At 46.8% G+C, this 17,022-nt stretch carries 18 protein-coding genes; all 18 read right to left on the bottom strand.

The genetic code is table 11. From position 1 onward, the window contains the following. Nucleotides 1-68: 68 nt before the first annotated feature. The 18 genes from dapA to nusA all read right to left on the bottom strand — a co-directional run bounded on the left by dapA (nucleotide 69) and on the right by nusA (nucleotide 17,008). Nucleotides 69-938: a 4-hydroxy-tetrahydrodipicolinate synthase gene (gene dapA / locus SB724_RS03985; protein ID WP_003154166.1), complete on the bottom strand. Its 870-nt coding sequence runs from the start codon at nucleotides 936-938 to the stop codon at nucleotides 69-71. 30 nt (nucleotides 939-968) lie between these two features. Next, nucleotides 969-2,183, bottom strand: coding sequence for an aspartate kinase (gene dapG, locus SB724_RS03980; protein ID WP_044801436.1), 1,215 nt, complete (start codon nucleotides 2,181-2,183; stop codon nucleotides 969-971). Between the two features lie 88 nt (nucleotides 2,184-2,271). Beyond that, a complete protein-coding gene (asd, locus tag SB724_RS03975; protein ID WP_038458044.1) occupies nucleotides 2,272-3,312 on the bottom strand; it encodes an aspartate-semialdehyde dehydrogenase in 1,041 nt (346 codons plus the stop codon). 134 nt (nucleotides 3,313-3,446) lie between these two features. Beyond that, nucleotides 3,447-4,037 (bottom strand): dipicolinate synthase subunit B, encoded by a 591-nt coding sequence (dpaB, locus tag SB724_RS03970; RefSeq protein ID WP_410570151.1) that lies wholly within the window; start codon nucleotides 4,035-4,037, stop codon nucleotides 3,447-3,449. A 2-nt stretch (nucleotides 4,038-4,039) separates the two neighbouring features. Beyond that, complete coding sequence (dpaA, locus tag SB724_RS03965) at nucleotides 4,040-4,930, bottom strand: dipicolinic acid synthetase subunit A (protein ID WP_044801435.1); 891 nt, start codon at nucleotides 4,928-4,930, stop codon at nucleotides 4,040-4,042. A 156-nt stretch (nucleotides 4,931-5,086) separates the two neighbouring features. Next, nucleotides 5,087-5,344 carry a YlmC/YmxH family sporulation protein gene (locus SB724_RS03960; protein WP_003154176.1) on the bottom strand — a complete coding sequence of 86 codons (258 nt, stop codon included), beginning with the start codon at nucleotides 5,342-5,344 and terminating at the stop codon, nucleotides 5,087-5,089. A gap of 78 nt (nucleotides 5,345-5,422) precedes the next feature. Beyond that, a complete protein-coding gene (locus SB724_RS03955; RefSeq protein ID WP_021493675.1) occupies nucleotides 5,423-6,658 on the bottom strand; it encodes a M16 family metallopeptidase in 1,236 nt (411 codons plus the stop codon). 40 nt (nucleotides 6,659-6,698) lie between these two features. After that, entirely contained in the window at nucleotides 6,699-7,658 is a 960-nt protein-coding gene (locus SB724_RS03950; RefSeq protein ID WP_012117569.1) for a polysaccharide deacetylase family protein, read from the bottom strand. A gap of 112 nt (nucleotides 7,659-7,770) precedes the next feature. Beyond that, complete coding sequence (gene pnp / locus SB724_RS03945; RefSeq protein ID WP_044801433.1) at nucleotides 7,771-9,894, bottom strand: polyribonucleotide nucleotidyltransferase; 2,124 nt, start codon at nucleotides 9,892-9,894, stop codon at nucleotides 7,771-7,773. Between the two features lie 174 nt (nucleotides 9,895-10,068). Continuing rightward, nucleotides 10,069-10,338 (bottom strand): 30S ribosomal protein S15, encoded by a 270-nt coding sequence (rpsO, locus tag SB724_RS03940; RefSeq protein ID WP_003154182.1) that lies wholly within the window; start codon nucleotides 10,336-10,338, stop codon nucleotides 10,069-10,071. Between the two features lie 165 nt (nucleotides 10,339-10,503). Continuing rightward, a complete protein-coding gene (gene ribF, locus SB724_RS03935; RefSeq protein WP_265971929.1) occupies nucleotides 10,504-11,445 on the bottom strand; it encodes a bifunctional riboflavin kinase/FAD synthetase in 942 nt (313 codons plus the stop codon). A 19-nt stretch (nucleotides 11,446-11,464) separates the two neighbouring features. Further along, on the bottom strand, nucleotides 11,465-12,394 hold the full coding sequence (gene truB / locus SB724_RS03930) for a tRNA pseudouridine(55) synthase TruB (protein WP_038458038.1): 930 nt from the start codon (nucleotides 12,392-12,394) through the stop codon (nucleotides 11,465-11,467). Nucleotides 12,395-12,478: 84 nt separating this feature from the next. Continuing rightward, nucleotides 12,479-12,832 carry a 30S ribosome-binding factor RbfA gene (gene rbfA / locus SB724_RS03925; protein ID WP_003154185.1) on the bottom strand — a complete coding sequence of 118 codons (354 nt, stop codon included), beginning with the start codon at nucleotides 12,830-12,832 and terminating at the stop codon, nucleotides 12,479-12,481. A 16-nt stretch (nucleotides 12,833-12,848) separates the two neighbouring features. After that, a complete protein-coding gene (locus SB724_RS03920) occupies nucleotides 12,849-13,127 on the bottom strand; it encodes a DUF503 domain-containing protein (protein ID WP_003154188.1) in 279 nt (92 codons plus the stop codon). Beyond that, nucleotides 13,124-15,274 carry a translation initiation factor IF-2 gene (gene infB, locus SB724_RS03915; RefSeq protein ID WP_410570146.1) on the bottom strand — a complete coding sequence of 717 codons (2,151 nt, stop codon included), beginning with the start codon at nucleotides 15,272-15,274 and terminating at the stop codon, nucleotides 13,124-13,126. Before infB ends, SB724_RS03920 begins: the two co-directional genes overlap by 4 nt. A 19-nt stretch (nucleotides 15,275-15,293) precedes the next feature. Beyond that, nucleotides 15,294-15,596 carry a YlxQ family RNA-binding protein gene (locus SB724_RS03910; RefSeq protein ID WP_003154192.1) on the bottom strand — a complete coding sequence of 101 codons (303 nt, stop codon included), beginning with the start codon at nucleotides 15,594-15,596 and terminating at the stop codon, nucleotides 15,294-15,296. A 1-nt stretch (nucleotide 15,597) separates the two neighbouring features. Further along, nucleotides 15,598-15,873, bottom strand: a complete 276-nt coding sequence (gene rnpM / locus SB724_RS03905; RefSeq protein WP_410570144.1) for an RNase P modulator RnpM — start codon at nucleotides 15,871-15,873, stop codon at nucleotides 15,598-15,600. Nucleotides 15,874-15,886: 13 nt separating this feature from the next. Then, complete coding sequence (nusA, locus tag SB724_RS03900) at nucleotides 15,887-17,008, bottom strand: transcription termination factor NusA (RefSeq protein ID WP_003154195.1); 1,122 nt, start codon at nucleotides 17,006-17,008, stop codon at nucleotides 15,887-15,889. Nucleotides 17,009-17,022: the final 14 nt, after the last annotated feature.

Genomic DNA, 17,022 nt, shown 5'->3' with positions numbered 1-17,022 from the left:
TATACAAAACGGTCAAACTCACGATAAAAATGAGAATGACCGCGTATTTTAACTGTATAAATTTTTTCTTACAGTTCGCTGATGACGCTGCTCAGGCTCAGACGTTCATCTTCATTCAGCGGGATAAGAGGAAGACGCACAGATCCGACATCAAGGCCTTTCAGCTGTAGCGCCGTTTTGACCGGAGCCGGATTAGGCGCTTTAAAGAGCTCCTTCATGATCGGCAGAAGCTTCTGATGAATCAGCGCTGCGGTTGCCGTCTGCCCGTTTGTATAGTTTTTAATCATCTGCTGCATGTCAGAACCTACGATATGGCTGGCCACTGACACGACTCCTCTTCCGCCGACTGCGAGAATAGGAAGCGTTAACCCGTCATCACCTGAATAGACGTAAAAATCTTCCGGTGTTTCGGCAATGATTTTCGTAATGGCATCAAGATCGCCGCTCGCTTCTTTAATCGCAGAGATATTCGGAATCTCCGCAAGTCTGATGGCCGTTTCCGGCGCAAGCGAAGCGACCGTTCTGCCCGGCACGTTGTAAAGCATCACAGGAAGAGACGTTTCTTCCGCAATGGCTTTAAAATGACGGTACATACCCTCTTGGGAAGGCTTATTATAATACGGCGTGACAAGCATAACGCAATCGACACCGGCTTCTTCAGCTTTTTTTGTCAGTTTAATGGAGTCTTTCGTATTGTTGCTTCCCGTACCCGCAATAACAGGCACGCGTCCGTTCACTTCTTTGACTGTAAATTCAAAGAGTGCAATTTTTTCTTCCGTTGAAAGTGTCGGAGATTCGCCGGTCGTGCCTGCGACGACTAAAGAATCCGTACCGTTTTTCAACAAATAGTCGATTAATGTAGACAGTTTTTGAAAGTCTACATTCCCTTTACTGTCAAAGGGGGTAATCATCGCTGTAGATATATTTCCGACATTCATTTTTTTCACCTCATCATGATTCAATCACATTTACTTTGAAAGTTCAAACACTTCATGCAGCGCATTTACGGCCGTTACCATATCTTTTTCATGAACGAGCACCCAGATCGTCGTATGGCTGTCCGCAGATTGCAGAATCGGAATGCCTTTATCAGAAAGTGCGGAGACGATTTTTGACGTGACACCCGGAACACCCATTATCCCGGCGCCGACCGCTGACACTTTCGCACAGCTCTCCGTCACTGTCGGCTCATATCCTAATTCAGCCAAAATGCTGCGCGCGGCTTCCGTTTTACTGCCGGCCACGGTATATACGATTTCACTCGGCGTAATGTTAAAGAAATCTACGCTGATTCCGGCATTTGCCATTGCTTTAAAGACTTCAGTCTGAACGTTGTATTGCCCCATTTTGGCGGGAACCTTAAATTGCGTCACATCTTTCACATGGGCGATCCCTGTAATCAGCCGTTCGAATACATCGCTGCCGATGTTAGACGAATGATGGGACGTCACCAAAGTGCCTTTGTCTTTTGAATAAGTGGAGCGCACGCGAATGGGCACCTTTGCCTGCATGGCGATTTCCACCGCGCGCGGATGAATGACTTTCGCGCCTTGATAGGCAAGGTTGCAGATTTCCGTATATGTGACGTTCGGAAGCGGCTTAGCATTTTCCACGATTCTCGGATCGGCTGTCATAACGCCTTCCACGTCCGTAAAAATGTCGATAAACTCAGCATCTACCGCCGCGCCGAGCGCCGCTGCTGAAGTATCGCTTCCTCCTCTGCCGATCGTCGTCGTGTCGCCTTTTTCAGTCGCTCCCTGAAATCCTGCGACAACGACAGCGTCATGGCTGGCGAGTGCAGCGAAAAGCCGCTCTGTTCTCATTTCTATAATTTTGGCGTCAGTATGCTGGGCATTGGTTAAAAAGCCGGCCTGGGCTCCTGTTAAAGCTGCGGCTTTTATGCCGTTTTCCTTCAGCATGCTGGAAAAAACAACGGACGAAATCGTTTCTCCGCAAGACAGAAGCATATCCTGCTCTCTCGGAGAAATGTCGGACTGGCTGCCGTAAAGGAGCCCGATTAAAGAATCTGTCGCGTACGGGTCTCCTTTTCTTCCCATCGCCGATACGACAACGACAACTTTATAACCTTCACTGATGGCATCTTTAATGTGTGCTAGCGCAAGCTTGCGGCCTTTGTCATCTTTTACGGATGTTCCGCCGAATTTTTGAACAATGATCTTCACTATTTTCACTCCAAATTAGTCTGACGTAACAGAAGAGAGCAGGCAGAGCCTTACTCTCTTCTGTTCGCCTATAGAAAATACGTTTGTTTTATACGAGGTTCAGTTTTTGCAGGCTTTCCGCGATTTGGACTGAGTTCCAAGCGGCGCCTTTTAACAGGTTATCAGAAACAACCCACAAATGAAAACCGTTTGCTCTGTCCAAATCTTTACGGATTCTTCCTACAAATACATCGCGTTTGCCGACGCAATCAGCAGGCATCGGGTAAAGCTGCTCCGCCGGATCATCCTGAAGCGTAACACCCGGAGCTTCTTTTAAAAGCTGTTTAATATCTTCAACGGTTGCGTCATCACGGTCAAGCTCAATGTAAACAGATTCTGAGTGCCCTGTTTCAATCGGCAGTCTGACACATGTCGCAGCCACTTCCAGCTTCGGCATATGCATGATTTTTTTCGTTTCATTAATCATTTTCATTTCCTCAAACGTATAGCCGTTGTCTTGGAATTTATCAATTTGCGGAATGGCGTTAAATGCGATTTGATAATGCTTTTTGTCGCCTTTAACCGGCATAATGGACGGTTCTGCGGGTTCATTGTTTAAAATCGCCTTTGTCTGGCTGTACAATTCCTTCGCCGCTTCATTGCCGGCCCCGGACACAGCTTGGTAAGTAGATACAATGACTTTATTCAAACCGTACGCTTTGCGGATCGGTTCAAGCGCAGCCACCATCTGAATCGTTGAACAGTTAGGGTTGGCGATAATGCCGTTATGTTTGTGCAGATCACCTTCGTTCACCTCAGGCACCACGAGCGGTGTATTTTCGTCCATCCGGAATGCGCTGGTATTGTCAATCACGATGGCTCCCCGTTTTACAGCCTCCGGCGCCAAGCTTTGTGATACGCTTCCGCCGGCGCTGAATAACGCGATATGAACGCCTTCGAAGCTTTCCGGAACAGCTTCCTGCACTGTATATTCTTCGCCTTTAAACGTTACTTTCGTACCAGCAGAACGCTTTGAGGATAGTAGTGTGAGTGTTTCGATTTCAAAGTTTCTGTCTTCCAGTGTTTTCAGCATTTGCTGTCCTACGGCTCCCGTCGCTCCGACAACTGCTACGTGTAATCCTCTTCCCATCTGTAAAACTCCTTCCGCCAATTAAGCATCATTTGTTGAATTGACTTTGCATTTTACGTTTTATTTTACCATAGAATAGTCACGGATTGACCGAATTTTTTTATTCCGGAATGATTTTCTGTCATCTTGATATTTTATTCATGATGGTGTACGAGCACCGGCTGAACCTGCTGGTGCAAAAGAGCTTTTTCTACCGTAATCGGAAGGAGATCCATTCTGGCGACGAGCGATGTCGGTTTTTTCACGTGGTCGTCCTGGCCGAACGGGATGAAATATATGTTTTTTGCGGACATCAGCCTCATTAAATTCGTTCCGTTTAAACCGAGTCCGTCGTTTGTCGAAATTCCGAGCACGACCGGGCGGCCGTTGCGGATCGTGGCTTTCGCAGCCATAAGGACAGGGCTGTCAGTCATCGCATTTGCGAGTTTGCTCATTGAATTTCCGGTTAAGGGGGCGATGACCATGCAGTCGAGCGGAAGTTTCGGCCCGAGAGGCTCCGCTTTTACGATGGAATCAATCACCTCAAAGCCTGTTGCTTCTTCAATTTTTCTGACCCAATCTCCCCCCTCCCCAAAGCGGGTATCGGTCGATTGAACGGTTGACGTCACGACCGGCCGGACTTCAGCTCCTTGACTGATAAGCGCCTCTATTTGCGGAAAAACTTCCTCATATGTGCAATGCGAGCCGGTTAATCCGAATCCGATTCTTTTCCCTTTCAGAGACATGGTTATTTCCCCTCTTTCTTTAAGTCTGCCAAAAGCTTGCTCAATACGTTCGCAATAATCTGTCCGGCTGTTTTCGGGGCCACAATTCCCGGAAGACCCGGAGCAAGCAGCGCTTTAATGCCTTGTTTTTCAGCATATTTGAAATCCGTTCCGCCCGGACGGGATGCTAAATCCAAAATCAAGGTCTTCGGCGTCATGCGCGATAAAACGCTTTGATTCAGAATCAAGCTCGGTACGGTGTTAATGCAGATATCAATATCATTTACATGTTCAGTAAGCTCTTCAAGTTGAAAAGGAGAAAGCCCCATTTCCATTATACGGGCCAAATGAGCCGAACTCCGCGCGCCCACTTTCACCTTCGCCCCTAACGCCGCAAACGTCCGGGCGATCGTCATACCGGTGCGCCCCATGCCGAGAACGGCGACATTTGATCCGTGAATGGTATAATCCGTATGCTGAATCGCCATCATGATTGTTCCTTCAACAGTGGGAATCGAGTTGAATATCGCGATGTCGTCCCGCTCAAATAATTTCACAAGCTTGCGGCCGGCTTCGCTGGCGATCCCCTCAAGATACGCGTTGGAGATGCCTGAATAAATGACGCAATGCTCCGGTGTCCGCTCAAGATAGCTCTGCTTTAATACCACTTCTTCATTTGAAAAAACCGTGGAAACAACGCCTTCTCCGGTCGTTGCCGATACGGGCAGGATGATACTGTCTATTTTTTGAAAGGGAATCTCATCGATTTTGCATTTGACGGTACCTGTAAAACCGTCATCCAATTGGTCAAACCCTGCAAGATAAATATCGGCATGCTGTTCTGTCAGCTTTCTTATAATCTCAAGCTGTCTTGCGTCACCGCCAATGATCGCAATTGTCAATCCGGTTAACATCTGAAACGTTCACCTTCTTTACAGTTACTGGATCTTTTAAGTGTCATCCTCATCTTCATCGTATGTGCAAAGAGAAAGGGCGGTGAATGTACAGCGTCTTTTTCATGAAAAAAGCACCGGCTGTATGAGCCGGTGCTTGCAAAAAATGAATAAGATCTACTCTTCGGGAGGCGTGATCTCCCCCGGAACGTCTAAAATGATCATGTCTGACCCGATTTTTTGGATATGGTTCCAGGGGACGCGGATGTCGTGGCCTTGTTTTCGCAATCCGAACCATTTTACCGTCGGAATCAACAGCGCGGTAATTTGTCCGTCCTGTTCATTAATTTCCAAATCGGTCTGGCCGAGCACGCCGAGCCGCTCTGCCCGTTTAATGTCCACAATTTCTTTACCTGACAGTTCACTGAGCCTCATGATAGCCACCCCCTTGTACTATATGACCCGGAGCAAAAAAAAATGCCTGCCCCGTATAGAGGCAGACTGCTTTGCCGATTAAGACGAGGCCGGCATATTGCCGGTCGGGCTGATGAGCGATAGTGCGTAATCATCCGTAAATAAGCGGCGGCTGAGGCCGTTGACGCTTTCCAGGCTGACCGCATTTAATTCAGTGATAATTTCATCCATGGTCTTATGCTTTCCGAGCAGGAGTTCGTTTTTTCCGTTCCGGCTCATTTTGCTGTTTGTGCTCTCTAAGCTGAGCATTAAGCTCCCCTTCATTTGCTCTTTGCTGTTTTCCAGCTCTTTCGGGGTGATACCGTCACGTTTTAGAACCGATAACGTTTCCTGAATGGTTTCAGACAGAAGTCCGAGCTGATTCGCGCCGGTGCCTCCGTAAATCGTCAGCATACCGCTGTCTTCATAGGAACTGTGATAGCTGTATACAGAATAGGCCAGTCCTTTATCTTCGCGCACATCCTGGAAAAGACGGCTGCTCATGCTTCCGCCCAGCACGTTGTTTAAGACGATCAAATCGTAAATGTCCGGATCTCCGACTTTCAGGCCTTTGAAACCGAGACAGAGATGCGCCTGTTCGGTGTCTTTTTTTCTGGTCAGCTTTTCATAATGAAACTCAGGCTCGCTGATGCCGCTTGCTTTGCCCTTCGCTTCGTATGTACCGAACCATTTCTCCACGTCTTTAATGAATTGTTCCGTTACATTTCCGGCGACAGAAATGACGACGCGGTCCGGCGTGTAAAAGTCATCCATATGCTGTCTGAGAGAATCGCCGTTAAAGGACGAAAGCGTTTCCTCCGTCCCGAGAATCGGGTAGCCGAGCGAATGATTGCCGTATGTCGCTTTGCTCAGCAGATCGTGGACAATGTCATCCGGCGCGTCTTCATACATTTTGATTTCTTCATATACGACATTCTTTTCTTTTTTGAGCTCATCTTCGTCAAAAGCAGAATGAAAGAACATATCAGCCAGCACATCAAGTGCGTAGTTTGCATGCTCATCCAGCACTTTGGCGTAATAGCACGTATATTCTTTTGAAGTGAAGGCATTCACTTGGCCGCCTATCCGATCGAAGGATTCTGCGATTTCCCGTGCGGACCTGGTATTTGTTCCTTTAAAAAACATATGCTCAAGAAAGTGCGAAATACCGTTTGTCTCCGGCGTTTCATGGCGTGATCCCGTCCCGATCCAGACGCCGATTGCCACAGACCGCACCGTTGGATTATTCTCAAGCACAACTCTTACACCGTTTTGGCATGTATAGCGTTTTATCAAGTCTGTTCCTCCTATTCAAAGACAGGCAAACTACCGCCTGCTACTTCATCAGCCTGTTTTCATCCATTAAGTCAGACACTGAGCCGAGCGCGTAGCCTTTTTCTTTGATTTTTGCAATCAGTGTATCCAGGCTTTTCGCAGTCGGATCAGTCGGATGCATTAAAATCATGGCTCCGTTATGTATTTTGCTCAACACCCTTGTTTGTAAAACAGCCGGAGACGGTTTTTGCCAGTCAATGGTGTCAACGGTCCACATGATGGTGCCCATTCCTTTTTCCGCCGCAAGGTCGACCACAGCTTTTCTGAAGCTGCCGCTTGGCGGCGCAAACCATTTTGGCTTTATGCCGAGCGTCTCGCTGATTTGTGCATTGGTTTTGTCAAGCTGTTCGGAAATGCTTCCTGAAGTCAGTTTGCTCATATCAGGGTGATTGTATGAATGATTTCCGATTTCATGTCCGTCTGCCGCTATTTTTTTCCCCAGCTCCTGATTGTTTTTCAGCCATTTCCCTTCAAGGAAGAAAGTTGCTTTGACCTGGTGCTGCTTCAGAATAGGCAGCATTTGCTCCACGTATTCATTTCCCCAGGCGACATTTATCAGGAAAGCGACCATCGGTTTGTCGGGATTTCCTTTATAAATGGGTTCGGGCGCGAGAGAATCAAGATGGACTTTCGGTTTTACCTGCTCATAGACAAGGCCGTCTTCGTGAAATTCTCCGTCCTTTTTCATTTGCTTATAGGATTTTTCCACATTGACTTTTAAACCGTTATATCCCGGTATACTCTTCCATATTTTATCAATCCGCGCGTCTTGCGGCTTCACTTCATACTCTGACGCTTTTTGCAGTAATTCTTCATAGAGCGGATCTTTTGATGCTGACACAGTTACCGCGTCTTTTTTCATTGCGTCTATGTAATCAACTGTATACGGGTTTTTTAACATTTCAAACGAAACAAAAAAAAGAAATAAAAAAACGGCAAACGGCACGAATTTTTTCAACATGTCCTTCCCCCCTCATCACACATTATGTATGAGGAGGACAAGGTAGAACCCGTCTGTTGTCTTTCTCAAAATAAAGAAGCCGGGTCTCCCAGGCTCCTTGTTAGGTTTTCATTTAAGATTGTTGTTGTTCCTGTTCTTTTTCTTTCTCTTCGCGCAGCACTGCTTTACGCGACAGATTCACTCGTCCCTGTTTGTCAATTTCAGTTACCTTCACAAGGATTTCGTCACCGATTTTCACAACATCCTCAACCTTGCCGACCCGTTCGAGCGCTAGTTCAGAGATGTGAACGAGACCGTCTTTTCCGCTGAAGATTTCAACGAAAGCGCCGAATTTCTCAATCCGTTTGACTTTACCGAGGTAAAGCTGGCCGACTTCGACTTCTCTGACAAGATCTTCGATGATTTTTTTCGCTTTTTGGTTGCTGCTTTCATCAGTAGAAGAAATAAAGATGGTGCCGTCTTGTTCAATGTCAATTTTAACACCGGTATCTTCAATGATTTTGTTGATTTGTTTACCGCTCGGTCCGATAACGTCACGGATTTTATCCGGATTAATGTTCATCGTTAAAATTTTCGGCGCATATTGAGAAAGTTCTTTTCTTGATTCACCAAGCGTGCTGAGCATGCTGTTCAAGATTTCCATTCTTCCTTTTTTCGCCTGCTGAAGCGCTTCTTCAAGAATTTCTCTTGAAAGGCCTTCAATTTTAATGTCCATTTGCAGCGCTGTCACGCCTTTTTCCGTGCCGGCTACTTTAAAGTCCATGTCACCGAGGGCGTCTTCCATCCCTTGAATATCCGTTAATACCGTATAGTACTCGCCTGATTTCACAAGTCCCATCGCAATACCCGCAACAGGGGCTTTAATCGGAACACCTGCGTCCATCATGGCAAGCGTGCTCGCGCAAATGCTGGCCTGTGAAGTGGAACCGTTTGATTCAAGCACTTCGGATACGAGGCGGACCGTATACGGGAAGTCTTTTTCATTCGGAATGACCGGCTCAAGCGCACGCTCTCCAAGAGCACCGTGACCGATCTCACGGCGTCCCGGTCCGCGCATCGGGCCTGTCTCCCCTACGCTGAACTGCGGGAAGTTATAATGATGCATAAAGCGTTTTGATTCTTCCACGCCTAAACCGTCAAGAATCTGAACGTCCCCAAGGGCGCCTAATGTACATACGCTGAGCGCCTGCGTCTGTCCTCTCGTAAACAGCCCGGAGCCGTGTGTTCTCGGCAGAAGGCCGACTTCTGAAGAAAGCGGGCGGATCTGATCAACGCCGCGGCCGTCCGGACGGACTTTTTCTTCTGTGATCAAACGGCGCACTTCGTTTTTCACGAGTTTAGACAGTGTCTGTTTCACTTTTTTAATCGTATCTTCATCATGCTCTTCTTCTTCGAATTTCGCGACAACTGCATTTTTCACTTCATTGATCGCGGCTTCGCGAGCATGTTTTTCGTGAACCTGAATGGCGCTGAGAAGATCCGGCTCCGCAAGGCTTTTTACTTTTTCGCTGAGCTCTTCGTCAATTTCATACAGTTCGATTTCTGTTTTTTCTTTGCCGACTGCTGCGACGATTTCTTCTTGGAATGCGATCAGGCGCTTAATTTCTTCGTGACCGAACATAATCGCCTCAAGCATGATTTCTTCAGGAACTTCATCCGCTCCGGCTTCCACCATGTTGATGGCGTCTTTTGTGCCTGCAACGATGAGGTTGATATCACTTTTTTCAAGCTGGTCAACCGTCGGATTGATGACGAATTTTCCATCAATGCGGCCTACCGTCACACCCGCGATCGGGCCTTCAAACGGAATATCGGAAACGCAAAGAGCGAGTGATGAACCAAACATTGCAGCCATTTCAGATGAGCAGTCCTGATCAACACTCATGACAATGCTGATGACCTGTACTTCGTTACGGAATCCGTCTGCGAAAAGCGGGCGGATCGGACGGTCGATCAGACGGCTGGCTAAAACGGCCTTTTCACTTGGACGGCCTTCTCTTTTAATAAAACCGCCCGGAATTTTACCTACTGCGTATAATCTTTCTTCATAGTTAACGGTAAGCGGGAAAAAATCTAGCGGTTTCGGTTCTTTTGATGCGGTTGCTGTGCTGAGCACTGCAGTATCGCCGTAGCGGACCATGACAGCGCCGTTTGCCTGTTTGGCAAGCTGGCCGGCTTCTACTGTAAGCTGTCTGCCGGCCCAATCTATGGTAAAGACATGTTTCTCTTGTCCCATTCGATTACGAGCTCCTCTCTTAATGTGTGAAATAATCAATTACTCCTATTATGAACGAAATGAATTGAACATATCAATGTCAAAGTAGTATGTAAAAGGATTTCATTGTTTTTTTATCATTATTTTTTTCGCTTTAATACGATAAAAAAGCGGGAATCCTCCCGCTTTTTACGATTATCGACGTAAGCCTAGTTTGTTAATTAACTCACGGTAACGAGTTACGTCTTTATTACGCAGATACGTAAGAAGATTACGACGTTTACCTACCATTTTAAGAAGACCGCGACGTGAGTGGTGATCTTTCTTGTGAGTACGCAAATGCTCGTTCAAGTTGTTAATTGAGTCTGTTAGGATAGCGATCTGAACTTCTGGAGATCCAGTATCAGATTCGTGTGTTTTGAACTCGCTGATGAGTTGATTTTTACGCTCTTGAGTAATTGCCATCCTGTTTCACCTCCATATCATAATTAGCCCCAGTTACCTAGCAACCGTCGGTGACTTCGGATTGCCAAGCAATGGTTTTAAGACTACGAAACATATGATACTAAAAATCGCGCCCATATGCAAATCTTTTAGAAGAAAATTTGTGTACTTTTGATGTTTTTTCCGTTATTTGCTGAAAAAACGGATCGCTTCTTGTTTGTCTTTCCCGATCTGAGCCGTCAGTTCATCTATGCCGTTAAACTTCCGTTCGCTTCGGATTCGTTTGTACCACTCGATTTTAACGTCTTCTCCGTATACATCCTGTTGAAAATTAAACAAATGTACTTCAATTGACGGCTGATCGGGACGCTTTTCATAAAAGGTCGGTTTGTAGCCGATGTTGCAGACGCCTTCATACACCTCGCCTTTTATTTCGGCTTTCACTGCATACACGCCTGTCGGCGGCACGATATAACTGTTGTGCAGGCCGACATTCGCGGTCGGAAAACCGATGGTGCGGCCTCTTTTGTCTCCGTGAATCACAGTGCCCCGGATAAAATACGGCTGACCGAGAAGAGTGTGCGCAAGTTCAACGTCACCATCCTGCAGCGCTGACCGGATATAAGTAGAGCTGATCTTTCTGTCCTGCTCGGTCTGTTTCTCGACAGTCGTGCATCCGGCCTTGCCGTTTAAATCGTCCGGCAGCGTCTCCATCGTGCCTTTTCCGTATTTTCCGTACGTAAAATCGAAGCCTCCCACAGCGTGCCGCGCGTTTAATCCTATAATATACTCCTCGGCAAACTGTTTTGGAGACAGAGACGCAAACGCTTCATCAAACTTTACGACATACAGCACATCAGCGCCTAAACGCCCGATCTGGCTGATTTTATCTTCAAGCGGCGTAATCAGATCCTTTGGCTCTTTGTCCCTGCCCAACACATGGGAAGGGTGGGGATGAAATGTCATAACGGCCAGCGACAGGCCTTTTTCTTCGGCAATTTGTCTGGCTGTTCCGATTACTTTCCGGTGTCCCAAATGAACGCCGTCAAAGTAGCCGAGCGCCATGACAGACGCCGGCTGCTCTTCTTTTTGTAAATGATGCGGATGAGAAATATGTATCGTCTTCACAGAACGGTCACCTTTTTTCTTATTGTTCGCTTTTTTGCATGAGCACTTTAGCCGGTTTCAGCAGTCCTTTTTTTGAAGGATGCGGCATATAAATGGCCACACATTCTCCGTCTTCAGTACAGACCGCTATACGGGCGTCAGCTGTCATTGCAGAAAATTCCGCCGGGATGTCAAACACCGACCCGTTTTCAGCTTTCTTAGCTAATGTATCACTTATGACCCATTTCGGCAAATGATTGAGCGCTCTTTCAATCGGCACGGCATGCTCTGCAACCATGCCGTCTGAAACCTGCTGTTCAAGTTCCTCAAACGTGAAACACTCATCAAGGCTGAAATCGCCGGAAGCGGTGCGGATGAGATGCGACATATGCGCGGGATAGCCGAGTTTTTCACCGATTGTCACCGCCAATGTTCTCACGTAAGTGCCCTTTGAGCACGTGACTGTAAAGCGGAATGATGCTGTGTCTTCGTTATAAGTGACAGGGGAAGTGAGCGCGATATCTTCAATCGTAATATTCCGCTTCGGCCGCTCCACTTCAATACCCGCCCTGGCGTATTCATAGAGCTTTTTTCCGTTGACCTTTACAGCGGAATACATCGGCGGCACTTGCTCCTGCGGTCCCTTCAGTTCGTCTAAAACGGCTTTGATATCCGCTTCTTTCAGCGGCTCCTTGACAGGTTTTACGCTGACCGTTTCTCCAGTCTGGTCTTCGGTCGATGTGGAGAAGCCGAGAGTGATCTCAGCATCGTACGTTTTTGACTTGTCGGTGACGTACTCAACAATCTTTGTGGCCCGTCCGACACAGATCGGCAGTACGCCTGACACTTCCGGATCAAGCGTTCCCGTATGTCCGACTTTCTTTGTTTTTAACAGTTTTCTTATTTTCATTACACAGTCGTGAGAAGTCATGCCGACCGGCTTATGTAAAAGGAGAACTCCGTTAACCATCTGTCTTTCGCTCCTTTGTTATCAATTTTATCCCGTAAAACGCAGAAAAGAGGACAGACGACACTCGCCCATCCTCTTTCCTTGTTATTCAGACGGTTTATCTGAATGCAGTTCGTGAATCAATGTTTCAATACGATTGCCGTACTCAATTGATTCATCAAATTCAAATTCAAGCTCAGGCGTTTTGCGGAGTCTGATTCGGCTGCCGATTTCGGAACGGATAAATCCTTTCGCTTTCTCAAGCCCTTTCAGCGCCTCCTCTTTCTTTTTCTCTCCGCCGAGAACGGAGATATACACCTTCGCTATTTGTAAATCACCTGAAACACGTACGTCTGTTACAGTGAGAAATCCGATTCTCGGGTCTTTCAGCTTTCGGCTGATAATATCCCCGAGCTCTTTTTTCATCTGCTCGCCGACACGGTTTGCTCTCATACTCAATTCAATCACCTCTAAGTTAAAACCACTCTGTTCTAGTGATCGTCCGTTCTATTTCGGGAAAGGAGTCAATAAACGCGAGTACACGCTGGATCTCCTTTTCCGCCTGAACGTGAGAGGAGGAGACGACGGCGATTCCGAAGCTGGTCCGCTGCCAAGTGTCCTGATAGCCGATTTCTGCGGCCGACACGTTGAACTTATTCTGAACCCTCGTTATAATCCGCTTCAGAACGGCTCGTTTCTCCTTTAATGATCCCGCATCATAAATGATGCATTCACATTCCGCAAATCCGATCACTTTCTTTCGATTTCCTGCATGACATACGCTTCAATGATGTCACCTTCGCGAATGTCATTGTATTTCTTAATTGTAATACCACATTCATATCCTTGTGAAACTTCTTTCACATCATCTTTGAAGCGTTTCAGAACGTCTACTTCCCCTTCGAAGATGACCACGCCGTCACGGATCAGGCGGAGTCCGCTGTCACGTGTAATGTGGCCGTCTGTTACATATCCGCCGGCAATCGTGCCGATTTTCGACACTTTGAATGTTTGGCGCACTTCAACCTGACCGATGACTTTTTCTTCGTATTCAGGATCAAGCATTCCTTTCATCGCCGCTTCAATTTCTTCGATGACTTTGTAAATGATACGGTGAAGACGGATATCTACATTTTCAGCTTCAGCCGTGCTCTTAGCATTTCCGTCTGGGCGTACATTAAACCCGATAACGATTGCATTTGAAGCAGATGCGAGAATGATGTCTGATTCCGTAATCGCACCGACACCTGTGTGAATGATTTTCACTTTTACGCCTTCTACTTCAATTTTTTGAAGAGCGGCTGTTAACGCTTCGGCTGAACCTTGAACGTCAGCTTTTACGATTAAATTGATGTCTTTAACATCGCCTTGTTTAATTTGTTCAAACAGATCATCGAGGCTCAGCTTCGCTTTGTCGCTGCGCTGTTCTTCCAGTTGCTTGGAAGCACGTGCTTCACCGACAGAACGGGCTGTTTTTTCGTCTTTAAAGACGAGGAATTGATCGCCAGCCTGCGGTACGTCGTTTAAGCCCGTAATTTCTACAGGTGTGGACGGTCCGGCTGTTTTCACGCGGCGGCCGAGATCATTGACCATGGCCCGCACGCGGCCGAATGTATTTCCGACAACGATCGGATCTCCGACATTCAATGTTCCCGTTTGAACGAGAAGTGTCGCGACAGATCCTCTTCCTTTATCGAGCTCAGCTTCAATAACCGTTCCTTTTGCCTGACGGTTCGGATTGGCTTTCAGCTCTTCCACTTCACTGACAAGCAGAATCATTTCGACAAGCTCGTCAATTCCCTTGCCTGTAAGAGCGGACAGAGGAACGAAAATCGTTTCTCCTCCCCATGCTTCAGGAACGAGTCCGTATTCAGTCAGCTCCTGCATGACACGGTCAGGGTTCGCGCTTTCTTTATCCACTTTATTCACGGCAACGATAATCGGAACCTCAGCCGCTTTCGCATGGTTGATGGCTTCGACTGTCTGCGGCATAACGCCGTCATCAGCCGCTACGACTAAAATGGTAATATCAGTTACTTCCGCACCGCGCGCGCGCATTGTTGTGAACGCCGCGTGTCCCGGAGTATCTAAGAACGTGATTTTTTTGCCGTTTTCTTCGATCTGGTAAGCCCCGATATGCTGGGTGATTCCGCCGGCTTCACCTTCAACAACTTTTGTCTTTCTGATGCTGTCAAGGAGGGTCGTTTTCCCGTGGTCAACGTGGCCCATGATCGTCACGACAGGCGGACGGATTTGAAGATCTTCTTCTTTGTCAGCCTCTTCATATTTTTCAAGCTCAGTTTCTTCAAGCACAATCACTTCTTCTGTTTCTACACCGTATTCAGATGCGATCAGTTCGATTGTGTCTTTGTCAAGCTCCTGGTTAATCGTAGCCATTACGCCCAGAAGCATCAGTTTTTTAATGAGTTCAGACGGCTCTTTGCCCAGTTCCTCGGCTAAAGCTCCGACTGTTAAAGAGCCGGAAAACGTAATTTTCTCAGGAAGCTCTTTTTTCGGCTTCATCGGTTTTTGCTGATACTGATTTTTGTTGTTATGATTGCGTTTGTTTTTGTTTTTGTTGTTGTTGTTATTCTTCTTGTTTTTGTTAAATTGATTATTCTGCACGTCATTCTTCTTTCCGTCTCGAATTTTGTTTGGTTGATTCCCAGCAGGCTGCTGATTAATCCCTTGCGGCTTGTTTTTGTTCGTTTCCGCAGGCTTCTGAGATGTAACGCCGGCGCCGCCTTTTTTAAATTTCGCATCAAGCTGCTTAATGGTCTTTTCTTCAAGCATTGCCATATGGTTATTTACTACTATATCCATGTTTTTCAGCGCAGTCAAAATTTCCTTGCTTGAAACATTGATGGCTTTTGCATATTCGTAAACTCTCATTTTAGCCATTCGTTCACCCCCAAAAATATTAATCGAGCAAGCTGATCAGCTTATTCGCAAAACCTTGGTCAGTGACGGCGACAACGACACGTGATTCCTTGCCGATAGAGCGGCCGAGATCCGCGCGGCTTTCGACTTTTTTATAAGGCACTTTATAATAATTGCATTTATCGGATACTTTTTTTGCAGTATTCGCAGATGCATCTTCTGTCAGCAGAACAAGTTTTGCACGCGCATTTCTAATTTCTTTTATAACCAAGTCCTCGCCCGACACGACCTTACGAGCTCGATTGGCCAGACCCAGCAAGGGAAACCATTCCATTCCAGACATGTTATTTTTTCACCTTTTCCGCCAGTTCCAGCAATTCTTCGAAAATCTGGTCATCGATTTGTGATTGAAATTGATTTTGCAATGTGTTTTTCTTTTTCGCAGCTAAGATGCATTCTTTCTCAAGGGTGATATAGGCACCCCGTCCGTTCTTCTTTCCGGTCGAATCGACTGAAATCTCTCCTTCTTTAGAACGGACAATTCGGATCAGTTCCTTTTTAGGCTTCATTTCCCCCGTTACCACGCATTTGCGCAGAGGAATTTTTTTTCGCTTATTCACCTAAAGTCACCTCTTATTCATCCGATTCGGCTGTTTCAGGCTCCATAAAGAGCGGCTCTAAATCGTCATCTTCTTCATGCTCTCTCGGATAGATGCCAAGGTCTCTTGCATCCGTTTCACTTTTGATATCGATTTTCCAGCCTGTCAGTTTCGCGGCTAAGCGGGCGTTTTGCCCTCTTTTTCCGATTGCCAGAGAAAGCTGGTAATCAGGAACGATGACAGTCGTGGCTTTTTCTTCTTCGCTGACGATGACATCCAGCACTTTAGACGGGCTGAGCGCATTGGCAACAAATTCAACCGGATCATCAGACCAGTTAACGATATCAATTTTTTCGCCTTTCAGTTCATTGACGATCGCCTGCACGCGCTGGCCTTTAGGACCGACGCATGAACCGACCGGATCAACGTCAGGGTCATCAGTGCGGACGGAGATTTTAGAGCGGTCGCCCGCTTCTCTGGCAACGGATTTCAGTTCGACCGTTCCGTCATAAATTTCCGGCACTTCGATTTCAAAAAGACGCTTCAACAGACCAGGATGCGTTCTTGATACATAGATCTGCGGCCCTTTTGTCGTTTTTTCGACTTTTGTGATAAATACTTTAATCCGATCGTGCGGTTTATAGCTCTCATTCGGCATTTGTTCATTGACGGGCAGCAGCGCTTCAATCTTGCCGAGAGACACGTAAATAAACTTGCTGTCTAAGCGCTGTACAATTCCCGTCATGATGTCTTCTTCACGATCGATAAATTCTGAGTAAATCACGCCGCGCTCAGCTTCACGGACACGCTGCGTCACCACTTGTTTCGCCGTCTGCGCAGCAATGCGGCCGAAGTCTTTCGGCGTTACTTCTATTTCAACGACATCTCCGACAAGGTAGTTCGGATGGATGTGCTGGGCGTCGTCAAGCGAGATTTCAAGTCTTGAATCGTATACCTCGTCTACGACATCCTTTCTTGCGAACACGCGGATCGTGCCCGTCTCACGGTTCAGATCGACCCGTACGTTTTGCGCCTGGTTAAAATTTCGCTTGTACGCGGAAATTAAGGCAGCTTCAATTGCTTCGATGATAATGTCTTTACTGATGCCTTTTTCTTTTTCAAGAATAGTGAGAGCATCTAATAGTTCACTGCTCATGTTAGCGGTCTCCC

The sequence above is a fragment of the Bacillus sp. SIMBA_031 genome, from assembly GCF_046535225.1.
Classification (GTDB): domain Bacteria; phylum Bacillota; class Bacilli; order Bacillales; family Bacillaceae; genus Bacillus; species Bacillus velezensis.
This window is presented reverse-complemented; position numbering and strand designations above follow the sequence as displayed.

Coding starts and splice junctions, on each gene's coding strand:
- SB724_RS03910 (WP_003154192.1), bottom strand. CDS start 15,596: ATGTCTGGAATGGAATGGTTTCCCTTGCTGGGTCTGGCCAATCGAGCT.
- SB724_RS03950 (WP_012117569.1), bottom strand. CDS start 7,658: ATGTTGAAAAAATTCGTGCCGTTTGCCGTTTTTTTATTTCTTTTTTTT.
- nusA (WP_003154195.1), bottom strand. CDS start 17,008: ATGAGCAGTGAACTATTAGATGCTCTCACTATTCTTGAAAAAGAAAAA.
- dpaB (WP_410570151.1), bottom strand. CDS start 4,037: ATGTCTCTGAAAGGGAAAAGAATCGGATTCGGATTAACCGGCTCGCAT.
- SB724_RS03960 (WP_003154176.1), bottom strand. CDS start 5,344: ATGAGGCTCAGTGAACTGTCAGGTAAAGAAATTGTGGACATTAAACGG.
- infB (WP_410570146.1), bottom strand. CDS start 15,274: ATGGCTAAAATGAGAGTTTACGAATATGCAAAAGCCATCAATGTTTCA.
- asd (WP_038458044.1), bottom strand. CDS start 3,312: ATGGGAAGAGGATTACACGTAGCAGTTGTCGGAGCGACGGGAGCCGTA.
- pnp (WP_044801433.1), bottom strand. CDS start 9,894: ATGGGACAAGAGAAACATGTCTTTACCATAGATTGGGCCGGCAGACAG.
- rpsO (WP_003154182.1), bottom strand. CDS start 10,338: ATGGCAATTACTCAAGAGCGTAAAAATCAACTCATCAGCGAGTTCAAA.
- dpaA (WP_044801435.1), bottom strand. CDS start 4,930: ATGTTAACCGGATTGACAATTGCGATCATTGGCGGTGACGCAAGACAG.
- truB (WP_038458038.1), bottom strand. CDS start 12,394: ATGGTTAACGGAGTTCTCCTTTTACATAAGCCGGTCGGCATGACTTCT.
- dapA (WP_003154166.1), bottom strand. CDS start 938: ATGAATGTCGGAAATATATCTACAGCGATGATTACCCCCTTTGACAGT.